Annotated in this window: 22 protein-coding genes, 1 other RNA gene and 1 pseudogene; 17 read left to right on the top strand and 7 right to left on the bottom strand. The window is 39.7% G+C overall.

Features of this window, described 5'->3' with window-relative positions; genetic code table 11:
• Positions 1-4: 4 nt before the first annotated feature.
• From uppS to lpxA, 9 genes are read left to right on the top strand one after another with little or no spacing between them, the layout of a single operon-like run.
• Positions 5-760, top strand: coding sequence for a polyprenyl diphosphate synthase (gene uppS / locus B1201_RS10840; protein WP_078193534.1), 756 nt, complete (start codon positions 5-7; stop codon positions 758-760).
• Positions 761-1585, top strand: coding sequence for a phosphatidate cytidylyltransferase (locus B1201_RS10835; RefSeq protein ID WP_078193533.1), 825 nt, complete (start codon positions 761-763; stop codon positions 1583-1585).
• Complete coding sequence (ispC, locus tag B1201_RS10830) at positions 1586-2782, top strand: 1-deoxy-D-xylulose-5-phosphate reductoisomerase (protein WP_078193532.1); 1197 nt, start codon at positions 1586-1588, stop codon at positions 2780-2782.
• 3 nt (positions 2783-2785) lie between these two features.
• Positions 2786-4141: an RIP metalloprotease RseP gene (gene rseP / locus B1201_RS10825; protein WP_078193531.1), complete on the top strand. Its 1356-nt coding sequence runs from the start codon at positions 2786-2788 to the stop codon at positions 4139-4141.
• Entirely contained in the window at positions 4122-6689 is a 2568-nt protein-coding gene (bamA, locus tag B1201_RS10820; protein WP_416202468.1) for an outer membrane protein assembly factor BamA, read from the top strand. Before rseP ends, bamA begins: the two co-directional genes overlap by 20 nt.
• 41 nt (positions 6690-6730) lie before the next feature.
• Positions 6731-7231 (top strand): OmpH family outer membrane protein, encoded by a 501-nt coding sequence (locus B1201_RS10815; RefSeq protein WP_078193529.1) that lies wholly within the window; start codon positions 6731-6733, stop codon positions 7229-7231.
• Positions 7232-7234: 3 nt separating this feature from the next.
• Positions 7235-8305: a UDP-3-O-(3-hydroxymyristoyl)glucosamine N-acyltransferase gene (gene lpxD / locus B1201_RS10810; protein ID WP_078193528.1), complete on the top strand. Its 1071-nt coding sequence runs from the start codon at positions 7235-7237 to the stop codon at positions 8303-8305.
• Between the two features lie 5 nt (positions 8306-8310).
• On the top strand, positions 8311-8796 hold the full coding sequence (fabZ, locus tag B1201_RS10805; RefSeq protein WP_171263789.1) for a 3-hydroxyacyl-ACP dehydratase FabZ: 486 nt from the start codon (positions 8311-8313) through the stop codon (positions 8794-8796).
• Positions 8793-9581 carry an acyl-ACP--UDP-N-acetylglucosamine O-acyltransferase gene (gene lpxA, locus B1201_RS10800; protein ID WP_078193526.1) on the top strand — a complete coding sequence of 263 codons (789 nt, stop codon included), beginning with the start codon at positions 8793-8795 and terminating at the stop codon, positions 9579-9581. The genes fabZ and lpxA overlap by 4 nt, the downstream gene beginning before the upstream one ends.
• Before the next feature lie 59 nt (positions 9582-9640).
• Here lpxA and B1201_RS10795 read toward each other — a convergent pair.
• Positions 9641-10502: pseudogene (locus B1201_RS10795) on the bottom strand (YbgF trimerization domain-containing protein).
• A gap of 291 nt (positions 10503-10793) precedes the next feature.
• Here B1201_RS10795 and ffs point away from each other — a divergent pair.
• Positions 10794-10890, top strand: an RNA gene (ffs, locus tag B1201_RS10790) — signal recognition particle sRNA small type.
• A 107-nt stretch (positions 10891-10997) separates the two neighbouring features.
• On the opposite strand, the gene B1201_RS10785 is transcribed toward ffs, so the two are convergent.
• The 4 genes from B1201_RS10785 to B1201_RS10770 all read right to left on the bottom strand — a co-directional run bounded on the left by B1201_RS10785 (position 10998) and on the right by B1201_RS10770 (position 14046).
• Complete coding sequence (locus B1201_RS10785; protein WP_078193525.1) at positions 10998-11642, bottom strand: regulatory protein RecX; 645 nt, start codon at positions 11640-11642, stop codon at positions 10998-11000.
• Between the two features lie 80 nt (positions 11643-11722).
• Entirely contained in the window at positions 11723-12766 is a 1044-nt protein-coding gene (recA, locus tag B1201_RS10780; RefSeq protein WP_078193524.1) for a recombinase RecA, read from the bottom strand.
• Between the two features lie 145 nt (positions 12767-12911).
• The gene (locus tag B1201_RS10775; protein WP_078193523.1) at positions 12912-13352 is read right to left on the bottom strand and encodes an RNA-binding S4 domain-containing protein; all 441 of its coding nucleotides are present in this window, start codon (positions 13350-13352) and stop codon (positions 12912-12914) included.
• Positions 13345-14046, bottom strand: coding sequence for an HAD-IA family hydrolase (locus B1201_RS10770; protein ID WP_078193522.1), 702 nt, complete (start codon positions 14044-14046; stop codon positions 13345-13347). Before B1201_RS10770 ends, B1201_RS10775 begins: the two co-directional genes overlap by 8 nt.
• Positions 14047-14059: 13 nt before the next feature.
• Between B1201_RS10770 and B1201_RS10765 the strand changes: the two genes are divergently transcribed.
• Entirely contained in the window at positions 14060-14911 is an 852-nt protein-coding gene (locus tag B1201_RS10765) for a 3'(2'),5'-bisphosphate nucleotidase CysQ family protein (protein WP_078193521.1), read from the top strand.
• A 69-nt stretch (positions 14912-14980) separates the two neighbouring features.
• Positions 14981-15724 carry a histidine phosphatase family protein gene (locus tag B1201_RS10760; RefSeq protein WP_078188709.1) on the top strand — a complete coding sequence of 248 codons (744 nt, stop codon included), beginning with the start codon at positions 14981-14983 and terminating at the stop codon, positions 15722-15724.
• 90 nt (positions 15725-15814) lie between these two features.
• Here B1201_RS10760 and B1201_RS10755 read toward each other — a convergent pair whose 3' ends face one another.
• On the bottom strand, positions 15815-16258 hold the full coding sequence (locus tag B1201_RS10755; RefSeq protein WP_078193520.1) for a hypothetical protein: 444 nt from the start codon (positions 16256-16258) through the stop codon (positions 15815-15817).
• 443 nt (positions 16259-16701) lie between these two features.
• Here B1201_RS10755 and B1201_RS10750 point away from each other — a divergent pair, with 443 nt between their 5' ends.
• A complete protein-coding gene (locus B1201_RS10750) occupies positions 16702-19296 on the top strand; it encodes a M66 family metalloprotease (RefSeq protein WP_171263788.1) in 2595 nt (864 codons plus the stop codon).
• A 105-nt stretch (positions 19297-19401) separates the two neighbouring features.
• Here B1201_RS10750 and rpsT read toward each other — a convergent pair whose 3' ends face one another.
• Positions 19402-19668: a 30S ribosomal protein S20 gene (gene rpsT, locus B1201_RS10745; protein ID WP_078188707.1), complete on the bottom strand. Its 267-nt coding sequence runs from the start codon at positions 19666-19668 to the stop codon at positions 19402-19404.
• Between the two features lie 215 nt (positions 19669-19883).
• Between rpsT and B1201_RS10740 the strand changes: the two genes are divergently transcribed.
• The 4 genes from B1201_RS10740 (at position 19884) to B1201_RS10725 (ending at position 22906) form a co-directional block, all read left to right on the top strand.
• Positions 19884-20549 carry an NAD(P)H-binding protein gene (locus B1201_RS10740; RefSeq protein ID WP_078193518.1) on the top strand — a complete coding sequence of 222 codons (666 nt, stop codon included), beginning with the start codon at positions 19884-19886 and terminating at the stop codon, positions 20547-20549.
• 10 nt (positions 20550-20559) lie between these two features.
• Positions 20560-21072 carry a ribonuclease E activity regulator RraA gene (rraA, locus tag B1201_RS10735; protein ID WP_078193517.1) on the top strand — a complete coding sequence of 171 codons (513 nt, stop codon included), beginning with the start codon at positions 20560-20562 and terminating at the stop codon, positions 21070-21072.
• A 145-nt stretch (positions 21073-21217) separates the two neighbouring features.
• Positions 21218-21997 (top strand): glutathione S-transferase N-terminal domain-containing protein, encoded by a 780-nt coding sequence (locus B1201_RS10730; protein ID WP_078193516.1) that lies wholly within the window; start codon positions 21218-21220, stop codon positions 21995-21997.
• Between the two features lie 225 nt (positions 21998-22222).
• Positions 22223-22906: a response regulator transcription factor gene (locus B1201_RS10725; RefSeq protein WP_078188703.1), complete on the top strand. Its 684-nt coding sequence runs from the start codon at positions 22223-22225 to the stop codon at positions 22904-22906.
• Positions 22907-22951: the final 45 nt, after the last annotated feature.

Below are 22951 nucleotides of genomic sequence, written 5' to 3'. Positions count from 1 at the left end.
TTTAATGACCTCATCTGAAGAAACTTCCCGTCTTCCAAAACATGTTGCCATCATTATGGATGGCAACAATCGTTTTGCCAAAAAGAATCAAATGCAAAAAGGTGAAGGGCATCGTTCTGGAAAGGACATCCTAGATCCCATCGTTGAACATTGTCGTAAAAGAAATATCCAAGCACTGACGGTTTTTGCTTTTTCGAGTGAAAATTGGAATCGTCCTCAGTTTGAGGTTGATTTGTTGATGGCTCTTCTTGAAGAAACCATTCATGAACAGTTGCCACGCATGGAAAAATTTAACATTTCCCTACGTTTTATTGGTGATCGTTCTCGTTTATCTCCTAACTTACGTGACTTAATGTTGCAAGCTGAACAAAGGACTGCTAATTTCGACAGCATGACTTTAACTATTGCAATTAGTTACGGTGGTATGTGGGATATGACACAGGCTGCAAAACAAATCGCAGCAGATGTTTTAACTAACAAAATAAATCTTGAAGCAGTGGATGCTGAAGTCTTTGGTCAATATGTCAGTTTAAGTGATCTACCTCCGGTAGATTTGTTAATTCGTACAGGTGGTGATTTCCGTCTCTCGAACTTCTTGCTTTGGCAAGCTGCGTATGCAGAACTTTATTTTACCCAGACATTATGGCCTGAATTTACCATTGAAGAATTTGACGACGCACTAGCGGTATTTGGTGGTCGTGAACGTCGTTTTGGTAAGACTTCAGAGCAGATTCAACAAGAGCAGTTTGAGAATAAATAAATGTTAGAGCGGATAATAACCGCATTGGTACTGGTTTCAGTTGTACTGAGTTGCATGTTTGCAACCGAGTCTAAATACCCAATGCTTGTGCTGATGATTATTGCATCAGCTGTCGCGGGTTATGAGTGGTTCAAACTCATGCCGCGGAATACACAAAATGTGATTAAACCTTTCGCTTGGGGCTATGGTCTAGTCACTGCTATTCTTTCAGCACTAGCATTGCATTTTACAGATGTTGCATTACTGCTTTGGGCGGCTTCGATCTTTACTTGGATCTTAAGTGTCTATTGGGTGAAGTCTTATCCTGATTACGATAACTGGTATAACCCGAGTCTGAGTGGTATTGGTTTAGTCTTAGTTCCTGCTGCGGTAACTGCTATTTTTTCTGTGTGGATGAACTCACCTTGGTGGCTCATGTATCTGTTCCTGTTGGTATGGGGTGCAGACAGTGGTGCATACTTCGTGGGACGTAAATTTGGTAAGAAAAAACTTGCACCAGATGTGAGCCCAAATAAATCGATCGAAGGTTTATATGGCGGTCTATTCACTGCAATGCTAATTGTTATTGTTGTTGAAATTATTTATCTTGATTTAAGCATCGCTGAACATATTTTATTTTTAATACTTTCAGTAATAACAGTATTTAGTTCAGTACTTGGTGATTTATTTGAATCGATGATCAAGCGTCGTGCAGGGATCAAAGATTCTGGTCGTATTCTTCCCGGACATGGTGGTGTGCTGGATCGTATTGACTCGTTGCTTGCTGCAGCACCTATCTTTGCGGCAGGTATGTATGTTTTAAAATTAATTGGCGTAGATTTATAGATGTCACAATCTGTTTGTATATTGGGTGTAACAGGATCCATTGGTCAAAGTACTTTAAAGATTCTGCAACAGCACCCCGAAGAGTATTCAGTTTTTGCAGTCACTGCACATAGCCGAATTGTAGAACTTGTCGAAATATGCAAACAATATCGACCGAAAATCGCAGTTGTTCCATACAATAAAGTGGATGAACTGCGCCAATTACTCGTAGCTGAAAAATTAACTGATATTGAAATCTTGCATGATGAAGCAGGATTGATTGCAGTAGCAGAACATCCACAGGTTGATGTGGTCATGGCAGCTATTGTGGGTGCGGCAGGGTTGCTACCTACATTGGCTGCTGCGAAAGCAGGTAAACGCGTGTTGCTTGCAAATAAAGAAGCGCTGGTGATGTCGGGTGACATCATGATTCAGACCGCACGTGAAAATAATGCTTTGTTGCTGCCGGTCGATTCTGAACACAATGCAATCTTCCAATGCTTACCTGAAACTTATCTACAAGGTGAGCGTCATGGTCAGCCAAAGCTAGGTGTAAAACAAATCTTACTCACCGCTTCAGGTGGTCCATTTTTACATCATAGTTTGGAACAATTACAAAGTGTAACGCCGGCCCAAGCCTGTAAGCATCCAAATTGGTCGATGGGGCAAAAAATTTCAGTTGATTCTGCAACGCTGATGAATAAAGGCTTGGAATTGATCGAAGCCTGTCATCTTTTTGCAGTTGAAGAACAATTTGTAACAGTTGTTGTCCATCCACAGAGTATCATTCATTCAATGGTTCAATATGTAGATGGTTCGACTTTGGCACAAATGGGAAATCCTGATATGTGTACGCCTATCGCTCATGCTTTAGCGTGGCCAAAGCGTATTCAAACACATGTGCCTCCATTAGATTTATTTGTTCATTCACAGTTAAACTTTGAACAGCCTGATATACAGCGATTCCCAGCACTAAAATTAGCACGTCAAGCCATGAAGGCTGGGGGCTTAGCTCCAACGATTTTAAATGCAGCCAATGAAATCGCCGTTGCAGCATTTTTGCATGAGAAAATTGGCTTTACTCAAATCCCGCAAATTGTGGAACATGTGTTGGGGCAAGTTGAAAACTCAGCTGCAAATAATATTGATGTTATTTTGCATGCAGATAAATCGGCACGTATGGTTGCTGAAAAAGCAGTATTGAATTCAGGAAGTTAAGACATGAATGCCTTGTTTATGATTATTGCAGCAATATTGCTACTTGGACCGTTGATAGCGATTCATGAATTTGGGCACTATTTCGTTGCACGTAAACTGGGCGTAAAGGTTTTGGTTTATTCGATTGGTTTTGGCCCAACACTGCTCAAGTGGACGTCAAAGAAGTCGGGTATTCAATATCAACTGTCTGCATTACCACTGGGTGGTTATGTCAAAATGTTGGATGAACGCGAAGGTGATGTCGCAGCAGAAGACTTACCAAAAGCATTTAACCGACAACACCCTTGGAAACGTATTGCAATTGTTGCGGCAGGGCCACTCATTAACTTGGCTTTTGCAGTAGTGTTGTTTTGGATTTTATTTTTACCAGCTCAGGAACAGCTCAATACACGCGTAGGTAAAATTTTACCGAATACGCCAGCAGCGGCTGCGCAAATGCAGTCTGGTGATAAAATTACTGCCGTAGATGGCACTCAAGTATCCACTTGGGAGCGCTTGAATTATGCCTTGGTTGATCGTGTAGGTGAAACTGGCAATATTCAAATTCAAGCTGAACGAGCAGGGCAAATTCAAAACTTCAGTTTACCTATTCAAAGTTTCTTACGTGATCAAACTCAGTCACCACTCGATGTTCTTGGTTTTACACCGTATCGTCCTGAAATTCCTGCAGTGGTTTCAAAACTCAGTGAAGATGGCGCAGCGATTCGCCAAGGGATGCAAGTGGGTGATCGAATTGTTTCGATCGATGGCGTAAAAATGAAAGACTGGTTTGATGTTGTACAAGTTGTACAAGCTTCTCCAGAAAAGTTACTTAAAATTGATGTTTTACGACAAAATAAAATTGTGCATTTAAGCGTGATGCCGCAAGGTAAGCGTGACCAAATGGGTAAAGTCACAGGGCTTTTAGGTGTACAAAGTGATCCGGGTAAAGTCAATATTCCAGCCGAATACAAACAAACCATTCAATACACGCCTGTAGAGGCGATGGGCAAAGCGGTAGAAAAAACAGGTCAGATATCTAGTATGATCCTGAATTCTATTGTAAAAATGGTGCGTGGTTTGGTTGGTTTAGATAATTTATCTGGTCCGATTACTATTGCGAAAGTGGCTGGACAAAGTGCTGAGATGGGGTGGCAAACCTTCATTTCATTTATGGCACTGATGAGTGTAAGTTTGGGTATTTTAAATTTACTACCGATTCCTATGCTCGATGGCGGTCATTTAATTTACTATTTTATTGAATTAATTCGTGGTAAACCTGTTTCTGAACAAATACAATTGGTTGGATTAAAAATTGGTATGGTATTGCTGGGTAGCATGATGCTACTGGCTCTATTCAATGACATTATGCGTTTATAAGAACGTTATACGAAATAAATTAACAGCGGAAAAGACTGGCATGCAGCACAAACATTTATTTATGCCATTGGCACTGGTTAGTGCTATGGCCGTAGCACAACAAGTATATGCAGCAGATGATTTTGTAGTACAAGATATTCGTGTTGATGGCTTAGTGCGTTTAACTCCTGACAATGTAGCCGGAATGATCCCATTCTCCGCTGGTGATCGTGTCAATGATCAAATCATTTCAAACTCAATTCGTAGCATGTTTGCGTCGGGTTTGTTTGATGATGTGAAGTCTTCACAAGTCGGTAATACCCTTGTATATACAGTGGTTGAACGCCCAGTAATTTCTAAAGTTGAGCTAAAAGGCAATAAACTTATTCCTAAAGAAGCCTTGGAAGAAGGCTTAAAGAAAATGGGTCTGTCCGAAGGTGAAGTTTTAAAGAAATCATCTTTGCAAACGGTTGAAACTGAATTAGAACAACAGTACATGCAGCAAGGTCGCTACGATGCTGATGTCAAAGTGATTACAACCGCTCAACCGAATAACCGTGTCAATGTCTTAATTGAGTTTGAAGAAGGCCAATCTGCCAAAGTATTTGATATCAATATCATTGGTAATACGGTTTTTAAAGAAAGCGAAATTAAACAAATTTTTGCATTAAAAGAAAGTGGTTGGAACTCGATCATTTCTCGTAATGACCGCTATGCACGTGAAAAGATGGCTGCGAGTTTAGAAGCGTTACGTGCGATGTATCTCAACAAAGGTTACATCAACTTCAACATTACCAATTCAAGTCTGAATTTGAGTGAAGATAAAAAACACGTCTTTATCGAAGTTTCGGTGGATGAAGGTGAACAATTTAAGTTTGGTGAAACCCATTTCTTAGGTGATACGCTTTATACGCAAACAGATTTAAACGCTTTAAAACTCTATAAAGATGGCGATTTATATTCACAAGAAAAAGTGAATGGTGTGAAACAGCTTTTACTTCGTAAATATGGTAATGCAGGTTACTACTTTGCAGAAGTGAACATTGTTCCTGAAATCAATAAAGACACCAAATTGGTTGATTTAAATTACTATGTGAATCCGGGCCAGCAAGTCACTGTTCGCCGTATTAATTTCACAGGTAACTCGAAAACAGCTGATGAAGTTCTACGTCGTGAAATGCGTCAAATGGAAGGCGCCTTAGCAAGTAACGAAAAAATTGATTTGTCTAAAGTGCGTTTAGAACGTACTGGTTTCTTTAAAACCGTTGATGTTAAGCCTGCACGTATTCCGGGCACGCCAGATCAAATTGATTTAAATGTAAATGTTGAAGAGCAGCATTCGGGGACAAGTACTTTAGCTGTTGGTTTCTCACAAAGTGGCGGTGTAACTTTCCAAGCAGGTTTGAGTCAAACCAACTTCTTGGGTACAGGTAATGCAGTTTCTATCGATTTGTCTCGTTCAGAGACTCAAGATTATTACAACCTCAGTGTAACTGACCCATACTTCACTATTGATGGTGTACGCCGTGGTTATAACTTGTACTACCGTAAAACCAAGTTAGATAACGACTATAACGTTAACAACTACGTCACTGATAGTTTTGGTGGTGGTATCAACTTTGGTTATCCGATCGATGAAAACCAAAGTATCAGTATGGGTTTGAATATTGATCAAACTGATGTAACTACAGGCCCATATGTATCTACGTATGTCCGTGACTACTTACTTGCTAACGGTGGTAAAGCTACAGGGAAAGGTTCTTACTGCCCAAAAGATGCTAATGGTGAGTCTCAAAATACTGTACCTGTTTATAATGATAAAAACGAAATAATTGGTTATAAATGTGCTGTTGAAGAAATTACTTATGACAATGAATTTAAAGGTGATTTCTTAACTTATAACCTTAACTTAGGTTGGTCGTACAACACCTTGAATCGCCCGGTATTCCCTACATCGGGTATGTCACACCGCGTCAATGCCGAAATTGCATTACCAGGTAGTGATGTTGAATATCAAAAAATCACTTATGATGCACAAGCTTATTTCCCACTCGGTAAAGACTTTGTGTTACGTGGTTACGGTAAGTTAGGCTATGGTAATGATTTACCGTTCTATAAAAATTTCTATGCAGGTGGTTTTGGTTCGGTACGTGGCTATGACAACAGTACTCTAGGGCCGAAATATCCTGGTGTGTATTATGATGCGCAAAATCAGGTTGACTACGATCCAGAAGAAGTCGGTGGTAATGCTTTAATTCAATTTGGTACTGAATTGGCTTTACCTGTGCCATTTAAAGGCGATTGGGCGCGTCAAGTTCGTCCAGTATTGTTTGCTGAAGGCGCACAAGTATTTGACACCCAATGTGACGTTCCTAAATCTAGTGAAGACCGTCAATACTGTAAAGATAATTACGGCTTTGATATGAATAACATGCGTTATAGCGTTGGTGCAGGTTTTACTTGGATCACGATGATTGGTCCAATTTCACTGAGTTATGCATTCCCACTGAATGACAAAGCTGGCGATGAAACAAAAGAAATCCAATTCGAGATTGGTCGTACGTTCTAAGTACGACCCTTCTGGGAATAACAAAATTACAGGTTGATAAGATGAATAAATTATTTGCTGGTTTGGCGGTATTGGGTATGTCATGTTCTGCTGTGGTACATGCAGCAGGTTACGGTGTGGTAGATTTAGAAAAGGTGGTTGATCAAAGCGCTTATCTAAAACAACAAAATGCTCAAATTCAACAGCAGTTGAAACCACAAACCACTAAAATTGAATCACTGGCTAAAGAGCTGGAAGCAATGCAACAGAAAGCTCAGCAAGGTGGTGATAAGTTGACTGCTGCGCAAAAGCAGCAAATGGGTCAACAGTATCAAACTAAACTCAAAGAGCTGACTGATTTACAGCAAAAAGTTCAAGCTTCGGTTCAAGGTAATATCCAGTCCTTAAATCGCACGATGGATACTCGAATCAAGCAAGTTGCAGAACAATTGCGCACAGAAAATAAGTTAGATGTTATTTTGAATAAAAATTCAGCACTTGCGTATGACCCTAAGTTTGATTTAACTGATAAAATGATTCAAAAGGTTAATGCAATTAAATAATCAATGAGTTCTCAAAAATTCAGTTTAGAAAAGCTTGCTCAACTTGTTCAAGGTCAATGTATTGGTCAGCTAGACTTGCAATTCAGTGGAATGGCAAGTCTAGAGAGTGCTCAACCGCATCAGCTTGCATTTTTAAACGCAGATAAATATCTGAATGAAGCTCAACAGTCTAAGGCTGGTGCGCTGATTGTGACTGCAGACATGCAGTCACAAATCCCTTCACAGCAAAACTTCATTGTTGTACCCAATCCTTATCTGGCTTTCGCTATTCTAACGCATGTTTTTGAAAAAAAATCTGTAGAAATAGGAATTGAAAGTACTGCTCAAATTCATCCTTCCGCAATCATTTCTGATACTGCTTATATTGGGCATTATGTGGTGATTGGTGCGAATAGTGTGGTGGGTGAAGGAACGCGCATTGAATCACAAGTGAAGATTGATCATGGTGTTGAAATTGGTAAAGATTGTTTTATCGATTCGCATGTGACGATTACTGGTGAAGCCAAGTTAGGTGATCGTGTACGTATCCATGCAAATACGGTGATCGGTGGTGAAGGATTTGGTTTTGCGCCTTATCAAGGGAAATGGCATCGTATTGCTCAATTAGGTTCTGTACGTATCGGGAATGATGTGCGTATTGGTTCAAATTGTAGTATTGACCGTGGTGCTTTAGATGACACAATTTTGGAAGATGGTGTCATTATTGATAACCTTGTGCAAATCGCGCATAACGTCAAAGTTGGTGCAAATACCGCAATGGCTGCGAAATGTGGCATTGCCGGTAGTACAACTATTGGCAAAAATTGTGTGCTAGCAGGGGCTGTTGGTATCGTAGGTCACATTAATATTGTAGATAATGTGACAATTACCGGTATGTCAATGGTCACAAAAAGTATTTCCGTTGCTGGAAGTTATTCTTCAGGTACGCCGATGCTTGAAAGTGGTTCTTGGAAAAAGGCAGCAATCCGCTTTAAACAATTAGCAGATGTGCCATTGACCCAATTGGTCAAACGACTTGATCATATGCAGTCTCAAATTGAGTCCCTTGAATCAACATTTAAATTGCGTAAATAATTATGATGACAGAGTCGAATACCCCAGCTTTCACAAAACCTGAATTACCAATGACTATTCAGACTATTCGTGAATATTTGCCACATCGTTATCCGTTTTTATTGGTTGATCGTGTTGTTGAAGTGACTGACAACGGGATTGTAGGCTATAAAAATGTAACGATTAATGAAGAATTTTTACAAGGCCATTTCCCTGAATACCCAATTATGCCGGGTGTGCTGATTGTTGAAGCATTGGCGCAAGTATCGGGTATTTTAGGCTTCATCATGAATAATGAGAAACCTTCAGCGGGTTCGCTGTTCTTATTTGCTGGTGCAGAGAAGGTTCGATTTAAAAAACAAGTCGTTGCAGGCGATCAACTTGTATTAAAATCGGAATTAGTGATGCAAAAGCGTGGCATTTACAAATATAATTGTGTTGCCACTGTAGATGGCGTAGTCGCAGCAACCGCGGAAATTATGGTTTCGCATCAGAAAACAGAGACAGCATGAGCAATAACGAATTAATTCATCCTACCGCCATTATTGACTCATCAGCAGTAATTGCTCCGGATGTGCAAATTGGACCATATTGTATTATTGGTCCTAAAGTCACAATTGGAGCGGGCACTAAACTGCATTCACATGTTGTGGTGGGTGGTTATACCCGTATTGGTCAACATAACGAAATTTTTCAATTTGCCAGTGTTGGTGAAGTCTGCCAAGACTTAAAATATGCTGGTGAAGAAACCTGGTTAGAAATCGGTGATTATAACTCGATTCGTGAACACTGTAGTTTACACCGTGGTACTGTTCAAGATCAGGGTCTAACTAAAGTTGGTAGTCACAATTTATTGATGGTGAATACACATATTGCACATGACTGTGTGGTAGGTGATCACAATATCTTTGCCAATAATGTCGGCGTTGCCGGCCATGTCCATATCGGTGATTATGTCATCGTAGGTGGTAACTCTGGTATTCACCAATTCTGTAAAATCGATTCATTCAGTATGATTGGTGGTGCATCGCTTATTTTGAAAGATGTACCTGCTTATGTCATGGTATCTGGTAATCCAGCCCATGCTTTTGCAATGAACATTGAAGGAATGCGTCGTAAAGGTTGGTCTAAAAATGTGATTCAAGGTTTACGTGAATCTTTTAAATTGATCTATAAAGATGGTTTAACGACGAATGAAGCGATTGAGCGTATTCGTACTGAAATTTTGCCTGATGTGGCAGAAGCGCAATTGTTGATTGACTCACTTGAGCAGTCTAAGCGCGGTATCGTTCGTTAAATACTGCGAATAAAAATAGACACCTTATAAGGTGTCTTTTTTTTGCGTTAAAAATAGGACTATTTTTTAACAAAGCCTGCTTCTTCAGATTTTGGATACTTTTGGATAAGCTTGCTTTTGAGCTGCGTTGCTAAACTACTATTTCGATCGACGTCTTTTGCAATGCTATACAGTTGATATAACGCTCTAGGCGCGCGGGTCGATTCAGGGTATTGATCTACCACGATACTATAGTTCTTTTTCGCTTCCGCATAGTTGGTCGGTTCAACAGCAAGGTTGAACTCAGCTAGCCAAAAATATGCGTTGCTAATATAGACACTGTTAGGATTATTCTTAATAAAGTTTTTCATTGGTGCAATGGCTTTCTTTGCACCACCTTGTTTGTATGCGTCTAAAGCAACGGTATACGCTGCTTTCTCAAGCTCAAGTGAGTCACCACCTGCATTTACAGGTTGGTTTGCAGATGAGCTTAATGTTGATTGGGTCGTAGGTTGTTTAACAGGTGTAGGCGCTGTATTAGCTGTTACTGGGTACAGTACCTTGTTGGTTATCCTCCGCGGCCTCTGTGTCTTCACTTGGATCTACTTTTTGTTGGAGTAGTTCTAAACGTTGATCTAAATCTGCATAGCGGTTTGTAAGTTCACTTTTTAATTGTTCGATAATATTGTCTTGCTCTTCCATTTTACCGCGTAAGCTACGCAATTCATTTTCAAGCTGTTGGTTCTTCTGCATAAGCTGCCAATTCAAATTGGTTGGAATAGGGGTAGAGCCAGCACCTGTTTGAATGGCCGTATTATTTGCTGTATACACAGTACCATTATTAGCGCCACTCAAACCACGAGATTCAATTGGAATATTGGCAAATAATGCACCTGAGCAAGTCAATGTAAGGGCACACAATACATGCTGTTTAAACATCATAAAAATTCCATGTAGTTACAAGCATGTCCGTATAGAATAGTTTTATTACAGACAGCTTTAGATAAAACGATAAGCACATTAAAAACGCCAAAGATCTGAATTGCAATAAGCTTTTACAATCTTGCTGTGTATTAAAGTAAAAATATAGTGATGAAGTTTCACGTTTTCTACATCATCGACCATCATATTGATTTATAAATAATCAAACAGTGTTTTCTACTCAGGAATTCTTGGTTTTAGGCTTGCATGTTTATTAAAAATCTCTATACTCTGTTCTTGCAATGGTAGCCCTGCTGGTTACTTCGCAATTGTACTCTATAAACCCCGCCAGGACCGGAAGGTAGCAACGGTAGTAGAAATATGATGTGCCGAAGTCTTGCTGGTAGGGTTGCCACCAGTTTCAATAATAATAAATTAAACGTCCTTTCATTTTTTCAATCCTATATTCTTCTTTATTTTAGTTTTATTAATTTTTCATTTAGATTTATATCTTTTTTATTCGTCATCAAATTCTTTACGTGCAATCACTTTAAAAATCGTATTGAGATCAAAGCCTCGATATTGCAAAAAACGTATTTGTTTGGCTTTTTGTTTTGGATCACGTTCAACAGCTTTGCCAAATTTTTTTATTTTGAGCTGGTAGGCTTCAGTGACCCAATCTGTTTCTTTTAATTCATCCAGAATTAATTCACTGTCTACTTTTTTATTTTTTAACGCGAGCTTTATGCGATTAGGGCCTTTACCTTTACGTTTTTGACTCGATAGCACCATCTCTGCTACACGCTGATCGCTTTGATAGTTCTCACGTGCGAGTTCTTCCACCAAGTGTATGACTTCTTCACGACTATCCGCATACAGTGCTAATTTTTCGATTAAATCCGCTTTTGAGTATTCTTTACGTGTGAGTACTGCAAAAGCGTACGAGCGTAGACGAGAGCCGCGCAGTCCCGATTTTTTTTCAGCATGAACATCTTTACCATTGGTGTCAAAATGCAACGCAGTGTGATCGATCACCGAAGTATTGTCATGTGAAATGTCAGTTTGTGCAGCATGATTTACGCAGGTAGTTTCTTCAGCTTCTGCAAACTGTTGTTTCAGTGCTTCATAATCAAGCAAGAATGGAAAATGGTCTTTAGTCATGGGGTCATTTTAATACAAATTTTGAGTGCAAAACAAAACGCCCCGTAGGGCGTTTCGTCTGCTATTAAAGTATGCTGTAATTAAGCATCTAAAAAGTCTGGTTCTTCTTCGTCTTTGTCTTCTACAGGTGCTGTACCCGTAGTCAGAAGTTGTTCACGAATCAGTTTTTCGATAGTTTGCACAAGTTCAGGGTGTTCTTCTAAGTGGCGAATGGTATTGTTTTTACCTTGCCCAATCTTGTCACCTTGGTATGAATACCAAGCACCTGCTTTTTGAACAATTTCTTGTTGTACTGCGAGGTCAACAAGCTCACCTAAATGGTTCACGCCTTTACCATAAAGAATTTGGAAAATCGCTTCACGGAATGGAGGAGCCATTTTGTTTTTCACAACTTTCACTTTAGTTTCTGAACCAATGATTTCGTCGCCTTCTTTCACTTGACCAATACGGCGGATATCTAAACGTACAGATGCATAGAATTTAAGTGCATTACCACCAGTTGTGGTTTCTGGGCTACCAAACATTACACCAATCTTCATACGGATTTGGTTAATGAAGATCACCATACAGTTCGAACGTTTCGCATTACCGGTAATTTTACGCAGTGCTTGGCTCATCAGGCGAGCTTGTAAGCCCATGTGTGAGTCACCCATTTCGCCTTCAATTTCGGCGCGAGGGGTCAGTGCAGCTACAGAGTCGACAACGATCAGGTCAATGGCACCTGAACGTACCAGCATATCTGCAATTTCAAGTGCTTGTTCACCATTGTCTGGCTGTGAAACAAGTAAGTTATCAATATCTACGCCAAGTTTACGTGCGTATTGAGGGTCTAATGCATGTTCAGCATCGATGAATGCACAAGTACCGCCAGCTTTCTGACATTGTGCAATAGCTTGTAATGTCATAGTCGTTTTACCAGAAGATTCAGGACCGTAGATTTCTACGATACGACCTTTAGGCAAACCACCAATACCTAGTGCGATATCTAATGTTAAAGAACCTGTAGAGACAGCTTCAACTGCCTGTACGGTATTATCACCAAGACGCATAACGGTGTTTTTACCAAACTGCTTTTCAATTTGGCTTAAGGCCGCATTTAACGCCTTGCTTTTATTATCATCCATCTTACAACCTCAATACGATGTCACGAAACAATATACTCAAGTGGATGTATTCAGTTTAAATCTGTTCCACGAGTGTATAGTGACAGAAATCATCCTTTTGTTCTATGAAAATCACAACAGGTGCGACATGTTGTGACGCTTTAACTTAATCATCATTATAAGACCATTGCTGGTCAAACTGTTGATCATTTTCTCTTTTAAATTTACCAATATCTCGACGATCTTTTTTACTTGGTCGATGATCTGGCCGAGCTAGATTATGCAACTTTCTTTGGGATGCGAGCAATTCCCGTTTTGCAATACTGACCTCAGTTTCATCATAAAGCAGCTGAGCGGTTGGGGCAGGCCCACGAACATCCGACAGTGCTTTTACCACCACGGTTTTTTTCTCAAGGCCTTGGGCAATGGTTAATTCCATGCCTACACGAACTTCACGAGAGACTTTAACGCGTTCGCCATTATGATGAACTTTACCGCCTTCAATCGCATTTTTGGCAATAGAGCGTGTTTTAAAAAAACGTGCAGCCCACAACCATTTGTCTATACGCATACTAACCGCATCTTCGGCTAGATTTGATTTACGCATATTTTTTCTGTTCCTCGGCTTGCTCAATCATTTGAGCTTCTAAAATAGGGATTAAATCTGTTAATGCGGACAGCATTGGGTAATTGCAAGTCTCGCGAGGCGCTTTGGCAGATGAAGGCTGCTGAATCGAATAGAGCTGTTCAATCCCAAAAAGTTTTGCACCATTGAGCACTTTTTCTGTGTCATCAATGAAATAACAGTTTTTTGCATCGAAGAGATGTTTGCTTGCTAATATTTGCCAAAACTCAATAAACTCTTTGGCATGACCGAGAGTTTCTGAACTGACGATAACATCGAAAAAATCACGAAGACCGGTTTCTTCAAGTTTGAATTGTAAACCTGCAAAGTCGGCATTAGTTGCAAGCCAAATAGGATAGCCATTTTCTTTCAGATAGGTGAGCAGCTCAATGCAGCCTTCGCGTTTAGACACTTTGGCTTTTTGTTCTATTTGCATCTCCAGAACATCAACGCCAACTTGTGACGTCCAAAAGCGAGAGGAGTACCATTTTAGGGTATGATTATGCTGTTGATAAAAACTAAATAGCGTTTGCTTGCTTTGTTCGAGTGAGCACTGATGCTGTTCAGCATAGCGAATTGGCAGCAACTCATTCCAAATGAAATCATCATAAGCAAGATCGAGTAAAGTACCGTCCATATCAAAAATGATCGTCGGCTTTTCTGAGTAATTTGGCATATAAAGGTATTCTATGTTTAAAACAACAACAGCACCGCAAGACCCACTGATTTTGCAGTTGGTTCCCATTGTGACACAAGCTTGCGAAATTTTGCGAGAAGAATATCGGCGTTATTGCTCAGGTGCGGATTTTGATGTGGAACGTAAAAGTGATGATTCACCTGTAACGCAAGCTGACTATCGTGCAAATAGCTATATTACTCAAGCATTATCCAAAGTTTCTAACTTGCCTGTATTGTCAGAAGAAGGTGACAAGTCTGAACGTATGCAATGGCAAAAATTTTGGCTGCTTGATCCTTTAGATGGTACCAAAGAGTTTTTACATAAAAGACCTGAATTTACCATTAATCTGAGTTTGGTTGAGGGTGCTAATACTACCTTTGCCATATTGGCAATTCCGGGGGAATATAGTGTATATATTTGTCCTTTTGCAGGATTTCCATTGAAATATGATAGCCAGTCAACCACATGGTATGAATATGTTCAAACTTCTGTAGAGAATGTCGTACACGTTGGCTTGAGTCAAAGTGCCAAAAATAAGCCGATTTATAAGCACTATCTAGACGCTTTAGAAAAACTTAGTCCTTATCAGGCATACCATGCTGGTAGTGCATATAAGTTTTGTATGATGTTAGAAGATCGAGTTGATATTTACCCGCGTTTTCATCCCACCTGTGAATGGGATACGAGCGCTGGACAATGTTTAATCGAGCGTATTGGTGGGGGGGTGGTTGATTTTAAAGGTCGCGCATTTTTATATAACCAACGCACGACTTTATTAAATGGTGGATTTATTGCATTTAAAAATGCCGAAATGAAAGAATTGGCCTTAAATGCTTTGGCAAACATGCCTGACAAAACTTGAGCTAAATTGGGTTCATGCTATAGTGTCAGCACACTCCGTTAAATCTCCTGCATATAAGAACTGTCAATTATGGCCCTAGATTTGCTCCCTCCTAGTATGCTGAAAGCAATAGACTTATTGCCGGATGAAAAGACGCCTGTAACATTGTTTACGCGTCATTCCATTCGTGAAGTTGTACAAGGACAAGGCTTGGCCGGTTATGACTTGCAACTGACGCATCAAGGACGTGATTTAGCCGAAGCGTGGGGCAGCTATTTGGTTGAAAATACCGATCGTGTTATTCAACACTGTATTTCTAGTCCAATTCAGCGCTGTGTGGATACGGCAGCATTGATGATTCAAGGTGCAGATAACGTCACGATTGAACCGAATACCCACCATATCGAGATCATTGAACAAGGATTATTGGTCGAGCCGGGAAGTTTTGTGCTCGATATTAAAAAAGCAGGACCATATTTTCAAAAGCAAGGTGCCTTGGGCTTTATCAATAGTTTTGTGAATAATGCTTTGCCGGGTATGAAACAGCCCATTCATGGGGTGGTAGATGTTTTGGAGTTGATTTACAACACTCATCCAACCAATGATTATGGTCTGAGTCTAGCGGTGAGTCATGATACGATTTTGGCTGCAATTCTTGCCATTATTTCAGGTAAAAATATCGTGACACGCGAAGATTGGCCTAAAATGATGGAAGGTTTATTTGTTTGGTTTGAAGGAGATGTATTCCTTGAGTCAAAACTGAAATGGATTTGGCGTGGTGAACTAAATGAATTAAATATTCGTGAATTTCAGCAAGCTGAACAGCAACTTTAAGAAATTTTGCTAATAATAAAAAATTTATAAAAGGCATCCATGTGCGTGGATGCCTTTTTTATCTGTTTCAGTATTTCATTAAATAAAAGATTAAATATTGGCTTTAATTCGTGCAGGGTACTGATTTAAATCAATACTTGAACCATCGTCACTATAAGGCCAGCGGCTAGTATTAACTGGGAGGTGCTGTTGGTGGATTCGACTATATTTGTCAGCGGCAATCAAAGTCGCAATGTCATGATCTTTAATGCTATACGCTTGCACGAGTTCAGCTGGATATTGTGTGCGTTCAAAAAATTCAGCTTCTGTTTCCCCTTGATGCAGTGCAAAGATACGTTCTACAGCTGGTAAGTACACGCCATATGCTAACCATGAGTCTACACCTTGAGAGGCTTGAATCTCAGCGGTCGATTTCATATTTGAAATGACTTTACCTAAAATGTCTTTTTCACCTTTAGATGTAAAATATTCAATATATTGATTTTCTGCTTCTGCAAATTTTTCTAATGATGGCAAAAATTGGTTAATCGACATTTTTATCCCTCTTTTCATTTGTACAGCAATGGCTGCCTAGGATGAAAATTAAAATACCATAAAAAATATATGGGATTAAACCATTTCTTAAAATTTTATTTACAAAGTTTCTAAAAATATCCTGACAATTTCTGTCGGGAATATACGATTGTATTAACAGGTCTACATCTTAATTTTAGTTGAAAAGTGAAATACCTGTCACACCAATCGTGATTCAGCCAATACTAAATATTTAGATTTTATTTGAATTGTTAAAAAGTGACAAAACACGGCAATTGAATGATTTAAAAAAAGAAAATAGCATTAACTTTGTTATAAATTATTGATTTATATATTTTATGTAAGTCTCTTTATTGGATTCTTTTGTGGCTAATTGGGGAATAGTAGTGAAAAGTGTGATAGGTTTTTCATATAACAAGTTATCAATTTGTATTGTGTCATTGATGTTAGTTGCTTGTGGTGGCGGAGGTGGTGGTGATAGTTCAGGTGGCTCTGCATCAACTGCCAGTTATCCAGAACCGACCCAAGACATAGTCGATGATACCAGTATTGGCTTTTATGACTACGATGCAAATGATGCTGTTCGTGAAATACGAAATGATTTAGTCGGCAACTTTTCAGCGCAAGTTCAATTTGGTCAAAGTCATGTCGTCGATCCGAATGCGAACGAATCCAAGAAAATGCCACGGTTAACCAGTGAAAAAGAAGCGCTGCTTATCGTGACGCCAACACTTGATATGCAAAACATCAAGCAACTCAAAGTAGAAATCTATCAAAACAATCGCTTAGTGCGCACTGCGACATTGGATGATCCAACGCAGATGCCTGTTTCAGACCAGAGTGGGCAAAGAGGTCGTCCAGATGTTTGGTACAGTAAACGTGCGTGGACCACGAAACTCAATTGGGATGAAGTTAAACCCGGTCTAAGATTAAAATTTATTGACGCAAATAAAGTCAGCGGTGAATTGGCTGAGGATAAAATCGATTTTGCTGCACCAGGGGAATTGGTTTTAAATAATATCCGTGTTGGTATGTTGGCAGATAAGCCAAATTCTACCGGCCACTATATGTTACTAGAGCCTGAAAAAGCGGGCACAGATTATTTCCAAACCATTCCTGCAGCAGAAATGACGGTTGCACAATATGATGATATTCAGTTAACACGTGCAATGGTATCTTCAGGTGTTATTTATGACAGTAAAAGTGCCGGAGATGGGGGTGTCTATGCAGGAGACATGCGTGAGGATGTCGGTAAATCAACCTTTAGTGTTGGTATAAACCTTGCCAACTGGGGCATTACCAGTGCATCTATGGCCAACCAGAGCCAGCCACAATTAACCCAAACAGTGGTTGTCCATCATACGAAGGGGAACTACGCCAATGGTGTGCATACCCATGGCCTGAGTGGCGGTAATGGTATGTTGACACTCTATGATTCTGTAGGGAATGAATTTAGCCATGAAATCGGTCATCACTATGGTTTAGGACATTACCCTGGTCAGGTAGGTGATAATCTATTTTGGGCTGCACATCATGCGGATAGTGGATGGGGCTATATTGCCAACCGTCATATGATGCGCGGAAATCTATCATGGACGGCGACATGGAAGTGGGATGGAGCGAATGGTATCCCAAATTTTAAAAATTTGTTTCCGTACGGAAAAGATGCCATGTCCGGCGGGTATCCTGATAGTAATGTATCACGCTACACACACTATACGGGTTACAGCACATTCCTGAAAATTCAACCACACTTTGACCGTTATGTCTGGGATGAAACTTCGCCTACCGGCTACAAAAAGTGGAACAAAACCACTCGTGAAATGGAAGTCGCTCAACCGAAGATGCCAAATTCTACGGCTCCGGTTTGGTATAACGCAGATCAAAATTATCCACGACCACGGGTCTTTGGTCAGCCTGTCATTACAATTTTAGGTGGTTATGATCCTGTCAATCAAGTCGGTTTGTTATATCCTGCGGCACGTTCAAACTGGGGTAATGTATATGACTTAAATGCTGCCAATACCGCTTTGGATCAAGCGGCATGTTGGTTGAATGTGCAATACACGAATAAAGTCAACAATATTGCTTTAGCACCTGCACGATTAGGCAGTAATGCCAATAAATTGCATGTCAATTTAGCTTTGGCAGATCAACCACAGAAAGTTGATTTGTATTGTAAAAAAGCAGGTGAAGAAGCCAAGTTATTAGCAAATATTGATATTCCAGTCTACAGCACAGCGATCAAGCCGGCTGTCAAAATTGGGCGTCAGCATGGTTATAGTGCATTGCGTGCTATCGAACTTCCTCAATTAGAAAGTGCTTTGGAAGCGCAAGCTGTAAATGCTGTTGTTGCACTAAATCCAACTGAAAAAATGCTGTATGAGTCATATAAAAATGACAAGTCATTGATGAATAGTGTGGCGCGTCAGCAATTAACCCGTTATGAATCGCAACAAAACACAGCATACCGACTAAATCGTTGGATGAATGTGTATGCACAAGACCTAACCAATCAAGTTCCTGAGGCACAAAGTGCACTCGACGCATTTATGACAAAGCTTTCAGTATCTCAGGAAGGTTTGTTTGATCAGGCAACATTGATCAAAAATGGTAACAACTGTTTGAAAGCAGAAACATTAACCGATGGAAAATTAAACTTATATATTAGTGGTCCAAGCGGATGTACTGCGGACGAATCGGAACAGTGGGTATATGATGCCATTGGTCGTATACACAGTAAGTCAAATCCCGATCAATGCATTACAGGCAATGGTGGTTCAGCTAAAGTGACGCTAGAACGTTGTGTGTTAAACCAAACCAACCAAATTTGGACCATGGACCCTGCGACTACAACGATTCGTCAAAGTGGTCAATGTATGGATTTAAATACGGGACGTTTGCAGAATAACCGTGCGGATTTAATTCGATATAGCTGTACCAATGGTGGCAATCAACGTTGGACAAATTTGACAGCAAGCCAAAACTTATTATGGATATATTTATCAGCGACGAATATGAGGCTGATCAATAAATAATCTGTAAATAGAAAATAAGGTCCTTATTGGACCTTATTTTTTTTGCCTTTAAAAATCGATAGGCACAAAAAAAGCCCTAAAAAGGGCTTTTTTCATCGCAACAAATTAGTTAGCTAAAGCTTTAACTTGTGCATTTAAACGGCTCTTATGACGAGCAGCTTTGTTTTTATGGATGATGCCTTTATCAGCCATACGATCGATAACAGGAACAGCTTTTTTGTAAGCTTCTGTAGCGACAGCATAATCACCAGCAGCAATAGCAGCTACTGTGCGTTTAAGATAAGTACGAACCATAGAACGTAAGCTTGCGTTGTGTTGACGTGCTTTAACGTTTTGACGAGCACGTTTTTTTGCTTGAGCAGAGTTTGCCACTCGTGCACTCCTTGAAATAGATTGGTCTGGGCGGGCTGAAATTACATCTGAAAACCAACATCAGAAGAACTATCACCAGCCCGTAAACAAGTGCCATATTGTGATTAAACTAAGCGCTTAAGTCAAGTCTTGACATGCTTTGACAACATTTTAGATGCAGAAAAATTTTAAAGAAAACGTTAGATTAGTCTAAAGTGATTGAGATTGTATGAAAAATGACTAAAAGTATAGAGAATGCGATTGTCATCGGAGCAACAGGATTGGTCGGGCGGGAATTGGTTCGTCAGCTCAGTCAAAATGCAAGATGTAAGAATATTACGGCTGTGGTACGTCAGCGTGACCATGAACTGAATGGACTGGCAAAAGTTCAACAAATGGTGATCAGTGACTTTCTTTCTCTGACTCAGGATGATGTGAGAGATTATAGTCATGCCTTTAGTTGTTTAGGCTCGACCATTAAAAAAGCAGGGTCTAAAGATAATTTTTATCAAATTGATTTTAGCATCAATGCGCATTTTGCTGAATTATTAGAATATACAGATACACAATTGATCATTGTCAGTGCAATGGGCGCAAAAGCCAATTCCGCGTTTTTTTATAATCGAGTCAAAGGTGAATTGGAATATTATTTAAAAACCTTAAAGTTAAATCAACTTTCGATTTTAAAACCTTCGCTGTTACTTGGTGAGCGTCATGAATCTCGACGTTTAGAAGATGCGACACAGAAACTTTATATGCGCTTTTCGCATTTTGTACCTGATCGTTTCAAATTTAAGCCAGTGACAGCACAGCAAGTGGCTCATACTATGGTCGAGGCGGCACAAACTCAGACTGAAAAGTTCGAGATTTATGATAATTTACGCATACTAACAATTAAATGAGGGAAATACCGTGTCTACAGTTCCATTCGTCACTTGTGATTTACTTGATGATCATCCAGACAAAGAATTACAAGTGGTGATCCCATCAATGGATGGTAAATTCTTTCAAAGTTATGGTGCACGAAAAAGTTTTGGCGGTCAGGTGGTGACGGTCAAATGTTTTGAAGATAACTCTCGTGTTAAAGAATTATTGGCAACCGATGGTACTGGTAAAGTATTGGTTGTGGATGGTGGCGCTTCGATGCGCTGTGCCTTGATGGGCGATATGATTGCTGAATCTGCAGTCAACAATCATTGGAATGGTGTCATTATTTACGGCTGCGTGCGTGATGTTGATGCGATTGCAGAACTTGATTTAGGTGTGCATGCTTTGGCTGCGATTCCACAAAAAAGTAACCGCAAAGGCGTGGGTGAAACAGATATTCCATTAAGTTTTGGTGGTGTAAACATTCAGTCCGGTGATTTCATCTATGCTGACAATAACGGCATTGTTGTTTCAAAAGAGCAATTGGTTGCTTTATAAGCGTATTTGAATTTTTAGTCGTGGAATGAAAGCGTAATTCTTGCTCATACACGACGATATAAATGTGAAAAAGAAAATACAAACATCAGCTGAGGACTCTCGGCTGTTGTATAAAAATACCAAATAAAAAAAGAAAGGAAAAAGTATGTTGTTGCATCAATTAAAAGTGGCGCAAGCGTTGCTCTCAGGCGTAGCAGAAGGCGGACGAGGTACAAATGGGACGCCTTATCCGAAACAACCTGAAAAAGCCCTTAAACTGTACGAATTTGAAGGGTCTCCCTATTGTCGTCGTGTACGAGAAGTACTAACCACACTCAATTTGGATTATGATGTCTACCCATGTCCCAAAGGGGCTAAAAAGTACCGTTTAGACGTGCAAAAATTGGGTGGAAAACAGCAATTCCCTTTCTTGGTGGATGACAATACTGGGGATCGTTTGTACGAATCTCAGCAAATTATTCATCATTTATTTAAACATTATGGCAAAACAGGTCAGACTCCTAAGAAATATGCCAGTTATCCTAAAATTCCGTATGTTGCTTATGTTGGAACCTTAATTAATGGGGCTCAAGGCGTGTGGGTGCAGCGTAAAGTTATCCATCGTGATGCTCCAAGTCAACTCTTAGAACTATGGGGTTTTGAAGCGAGTCCATATACACGCATCGTACGTTGCGCATTGTCTGAAATGGAATTGGCATATACCTTTCATAATGTGGCTAAGGAACGTTGGCAAGATCAGGGATTAGCAGTAATGCGCTTAAAACCTGGTAAATATGTACCCATGAAAGGTGGTAAGCGTGAACAAGTGTTAAAAATCATGGGGAACAATATTCAAGTGCCATACTTCAAAGATCCTAATACTGGTGTTGAACTTTTCGAATCTGAAAAAATTGTGCAATATCTGAAAAAGCAATATTTGAGCTAATCTTACTCAAGTTTAAGCTAAGTGCAGTGTATAGTCAGACAGATGGCTATACACATATTGTAATGATAAATGGGTCTAAAATTAGAAGAAAAATGCATCATAGCTGCATCAATTGAATTAGAATAAATTATTAAAAATAAGAAATTTACTTAATTATAGGGATATCCTAAAAGGATTAAACTCATTAATGTAAAAGACATTTCATTTTTTCGGGGGAAGTAAATCATGTCACCACAAGAAGTCATACTACCCGTACCGGTGCTTGTCGTTGAAGATGAGGAAATTATTCAATTACGTTTACGTCAAATTTTGACGGAGCTGGGTTATAAGCGTGAAGAGCTTATCTTCACCAAAAATGTTAAAGAATCTATTCAAGCCGTAGAGACACAACCGATATCATTAGCCTTAGTTGACTTAGGTTTGCCTGATGGCAGTGGTATCGAAATTATTGAAAAAATACGTTCCCTCGAAAGTAATACTATGATCTTGGTTGTCTCTGCATGGAGTACACAAGAAAGCTTATTTGCTGCGATTAAAGCAGGTGCAACAGGCTATGTATTAAAAGAACGTGATGATGCTGAAGTACTTTTATCTATTCGGAGTATTTTACGTGGTGGGGCGCCGATTGACCCATTTATTGCACGAGAAATCCTAAAACAAATATCCGAAGCTGAAGCACCAAGTCCAGAACAAACAGTCGCCGATGAAGCAGACTTAAACCTGCTGACCAGTCGTGAAAAAGAAATTTTATGTTTGGTTGCTCAAGGTTTGAGTAACCGTGAGATTGCTGAACAGCTTTTTGTATCACGCTATACCGTAGAAAGCCATATTAAACATATTTACCGAAAATTAGCCGTAACGAAACGAACCAAAGCCGTGAGTACAGCAAGATCTATGGGTATTCTATAATGCGTAAAGGAGGATATTTTTTCTTATTTATCCTCTGTTTAGTAT

The sequence above is a fragment of the Acinetobacter sp. ANC 5600 genome (assembly GCF_002018395.1).
Classification (GTDB): domain Bacteria; phylum Pseudomonadota; class Gammaproteobacteria; order Pseudomonadales; family Moraxellaceae; genus Acinetobacter; species Acinetobacter amyesii.
This window is presented reverse-complemented; position numbering and strand designations above follow the sequence as displayed.

Bases quoted from the DNA above. Each gene is read 5' to 3' on its own strand.
- uppS (WP_078193534.1), top strand. From the start codon at position 5: ATGACCTCATCTGAAGAAACTTCCCGTCTTCCAAAACATGTTGCCATC.
- B1201_RS10835 (WP_078193533.1), top strand. From the start codon at position 761: ATGTTAGAGCGGATAATAACCGCATTGGTACTGGTTTCAGTTGTACTG.
- ispC (WP_078193532.1), top strand. From the start codon at position 1,586: ATGTCACAATCTGTTTGTATATTGGGTGTAACAGGATCCATTGGTCAA.
- rseP (WP_078193531.1), top strand. From the start codon at position 2,786: ATGAATGCCTTGTTTATGATTATTGCAGCAATATTGCTACTTGGACCG.
- bamA (WP_416202468.1), top strand. From the start codon at position 4,122: ATGACATTATGCGTTTATAAGAACGTTATACGAAATAAATTAACAGCG.
- B1201_RS10815 (WP_078193529.1), top strand. From the start codon at position 6,731: ATGAATAAATTATTTGCTGGTTTGGCGGTATTGGGTATGTCATGTTCT.
- lpxD (WP_078193528.1), top strand. From the start codon at position 7,235: ATGAGTTCTCAAAAATTCAGTTTAGAAAAGCTTGCTCAACTTGTTCAA.
- fabZ (WP_171263789.1), top strand. From the start codon at position 8,311: ATGACAGAGTCGAATACCCCAGCTTTCACAAAACCTGAATTACCAATG.
- lpxA (WP_078193526.1), top strand. From the start codon at position 8,793: ATGAGCAATAACGAATTAATTCATCCTACCGCCATTATTGACTCATCA.
- B1201_RS10785 (WP_078193525.1), bottom strand. From the start codon at position 11,642: ATGACTAAAGACCATTTTCCATTCTTGCTTGATTATGAAGCACTGAAA.
- recA (WP_078193524.1), bottom strand. From the start codon at position 12,766: ATGGATGATAATAAAAGCAAGGCGTTAAATGCGGCCTTAAGCCAAATT.
- B1201_RS10775 (WP_078193523.1), bottom strand. From the start codon at position 13,352: ATGCGTAAATCAAATCTAGCCGAAGATGCGGTTAGTATGCGTATAGAC.
- B1201_RS10770 (WP_078193522.1), bottom strand. From the start codon at position 14,046: ATGCCAAATTACTCAGAAAAGCCGACGATCATTTTTGATATGGACGGT.
- B1201_RS10765 (WP_078193521.1), top strand. From the start codon at position 14,060: ATGTTTAAAACAACAACAGCACCGCAAGACCCACTGATTTTGCAGTTG.
- B1201_RS10760 (WP_078188709.1), top strand. From the start codon at position 14,981: ATGGCCCTAGATTTGCTCCCTCCTAGTATGCTGAAAGCAATAGACTTA.
- B1201_RS10755 (WP_078193520.1), bottom strand. From the start codon at position 16,258: ATGTCGATTAACCAATTTTTGCCATCATTAGAAAAATTTGCAGAAGCA.
- B1201_RS10750 (WP_171263788.1), top strand. From the start codon at position 16,702: ATGTTAGTTGCTTGTGGTGGCGGAGGTGGTGGTGATAGTTCAGGTGGC.
- B1201_RS10740 (WP_078193518.1), top strand. From the start codon at position 19,884: ATGACTAAAAGTATAGAGAATGCGATTGTCATCGGAGCAACAGGATTG.
- B1201_RS10730 (WP_078193516.1), top strand. From the start codon at position 21,218: ATGTTGTTGCATCAATTAAAAGTGGCGCAAGCGTTGCTCTCAGGCGTA.
- B1201_RS10725 (WP_078188703.1), top strand. From the start codon at position 22,223: ATGTCACCACAAGAAGTCATACTACCCGTACCGGTGCTTGTCGTTGAA.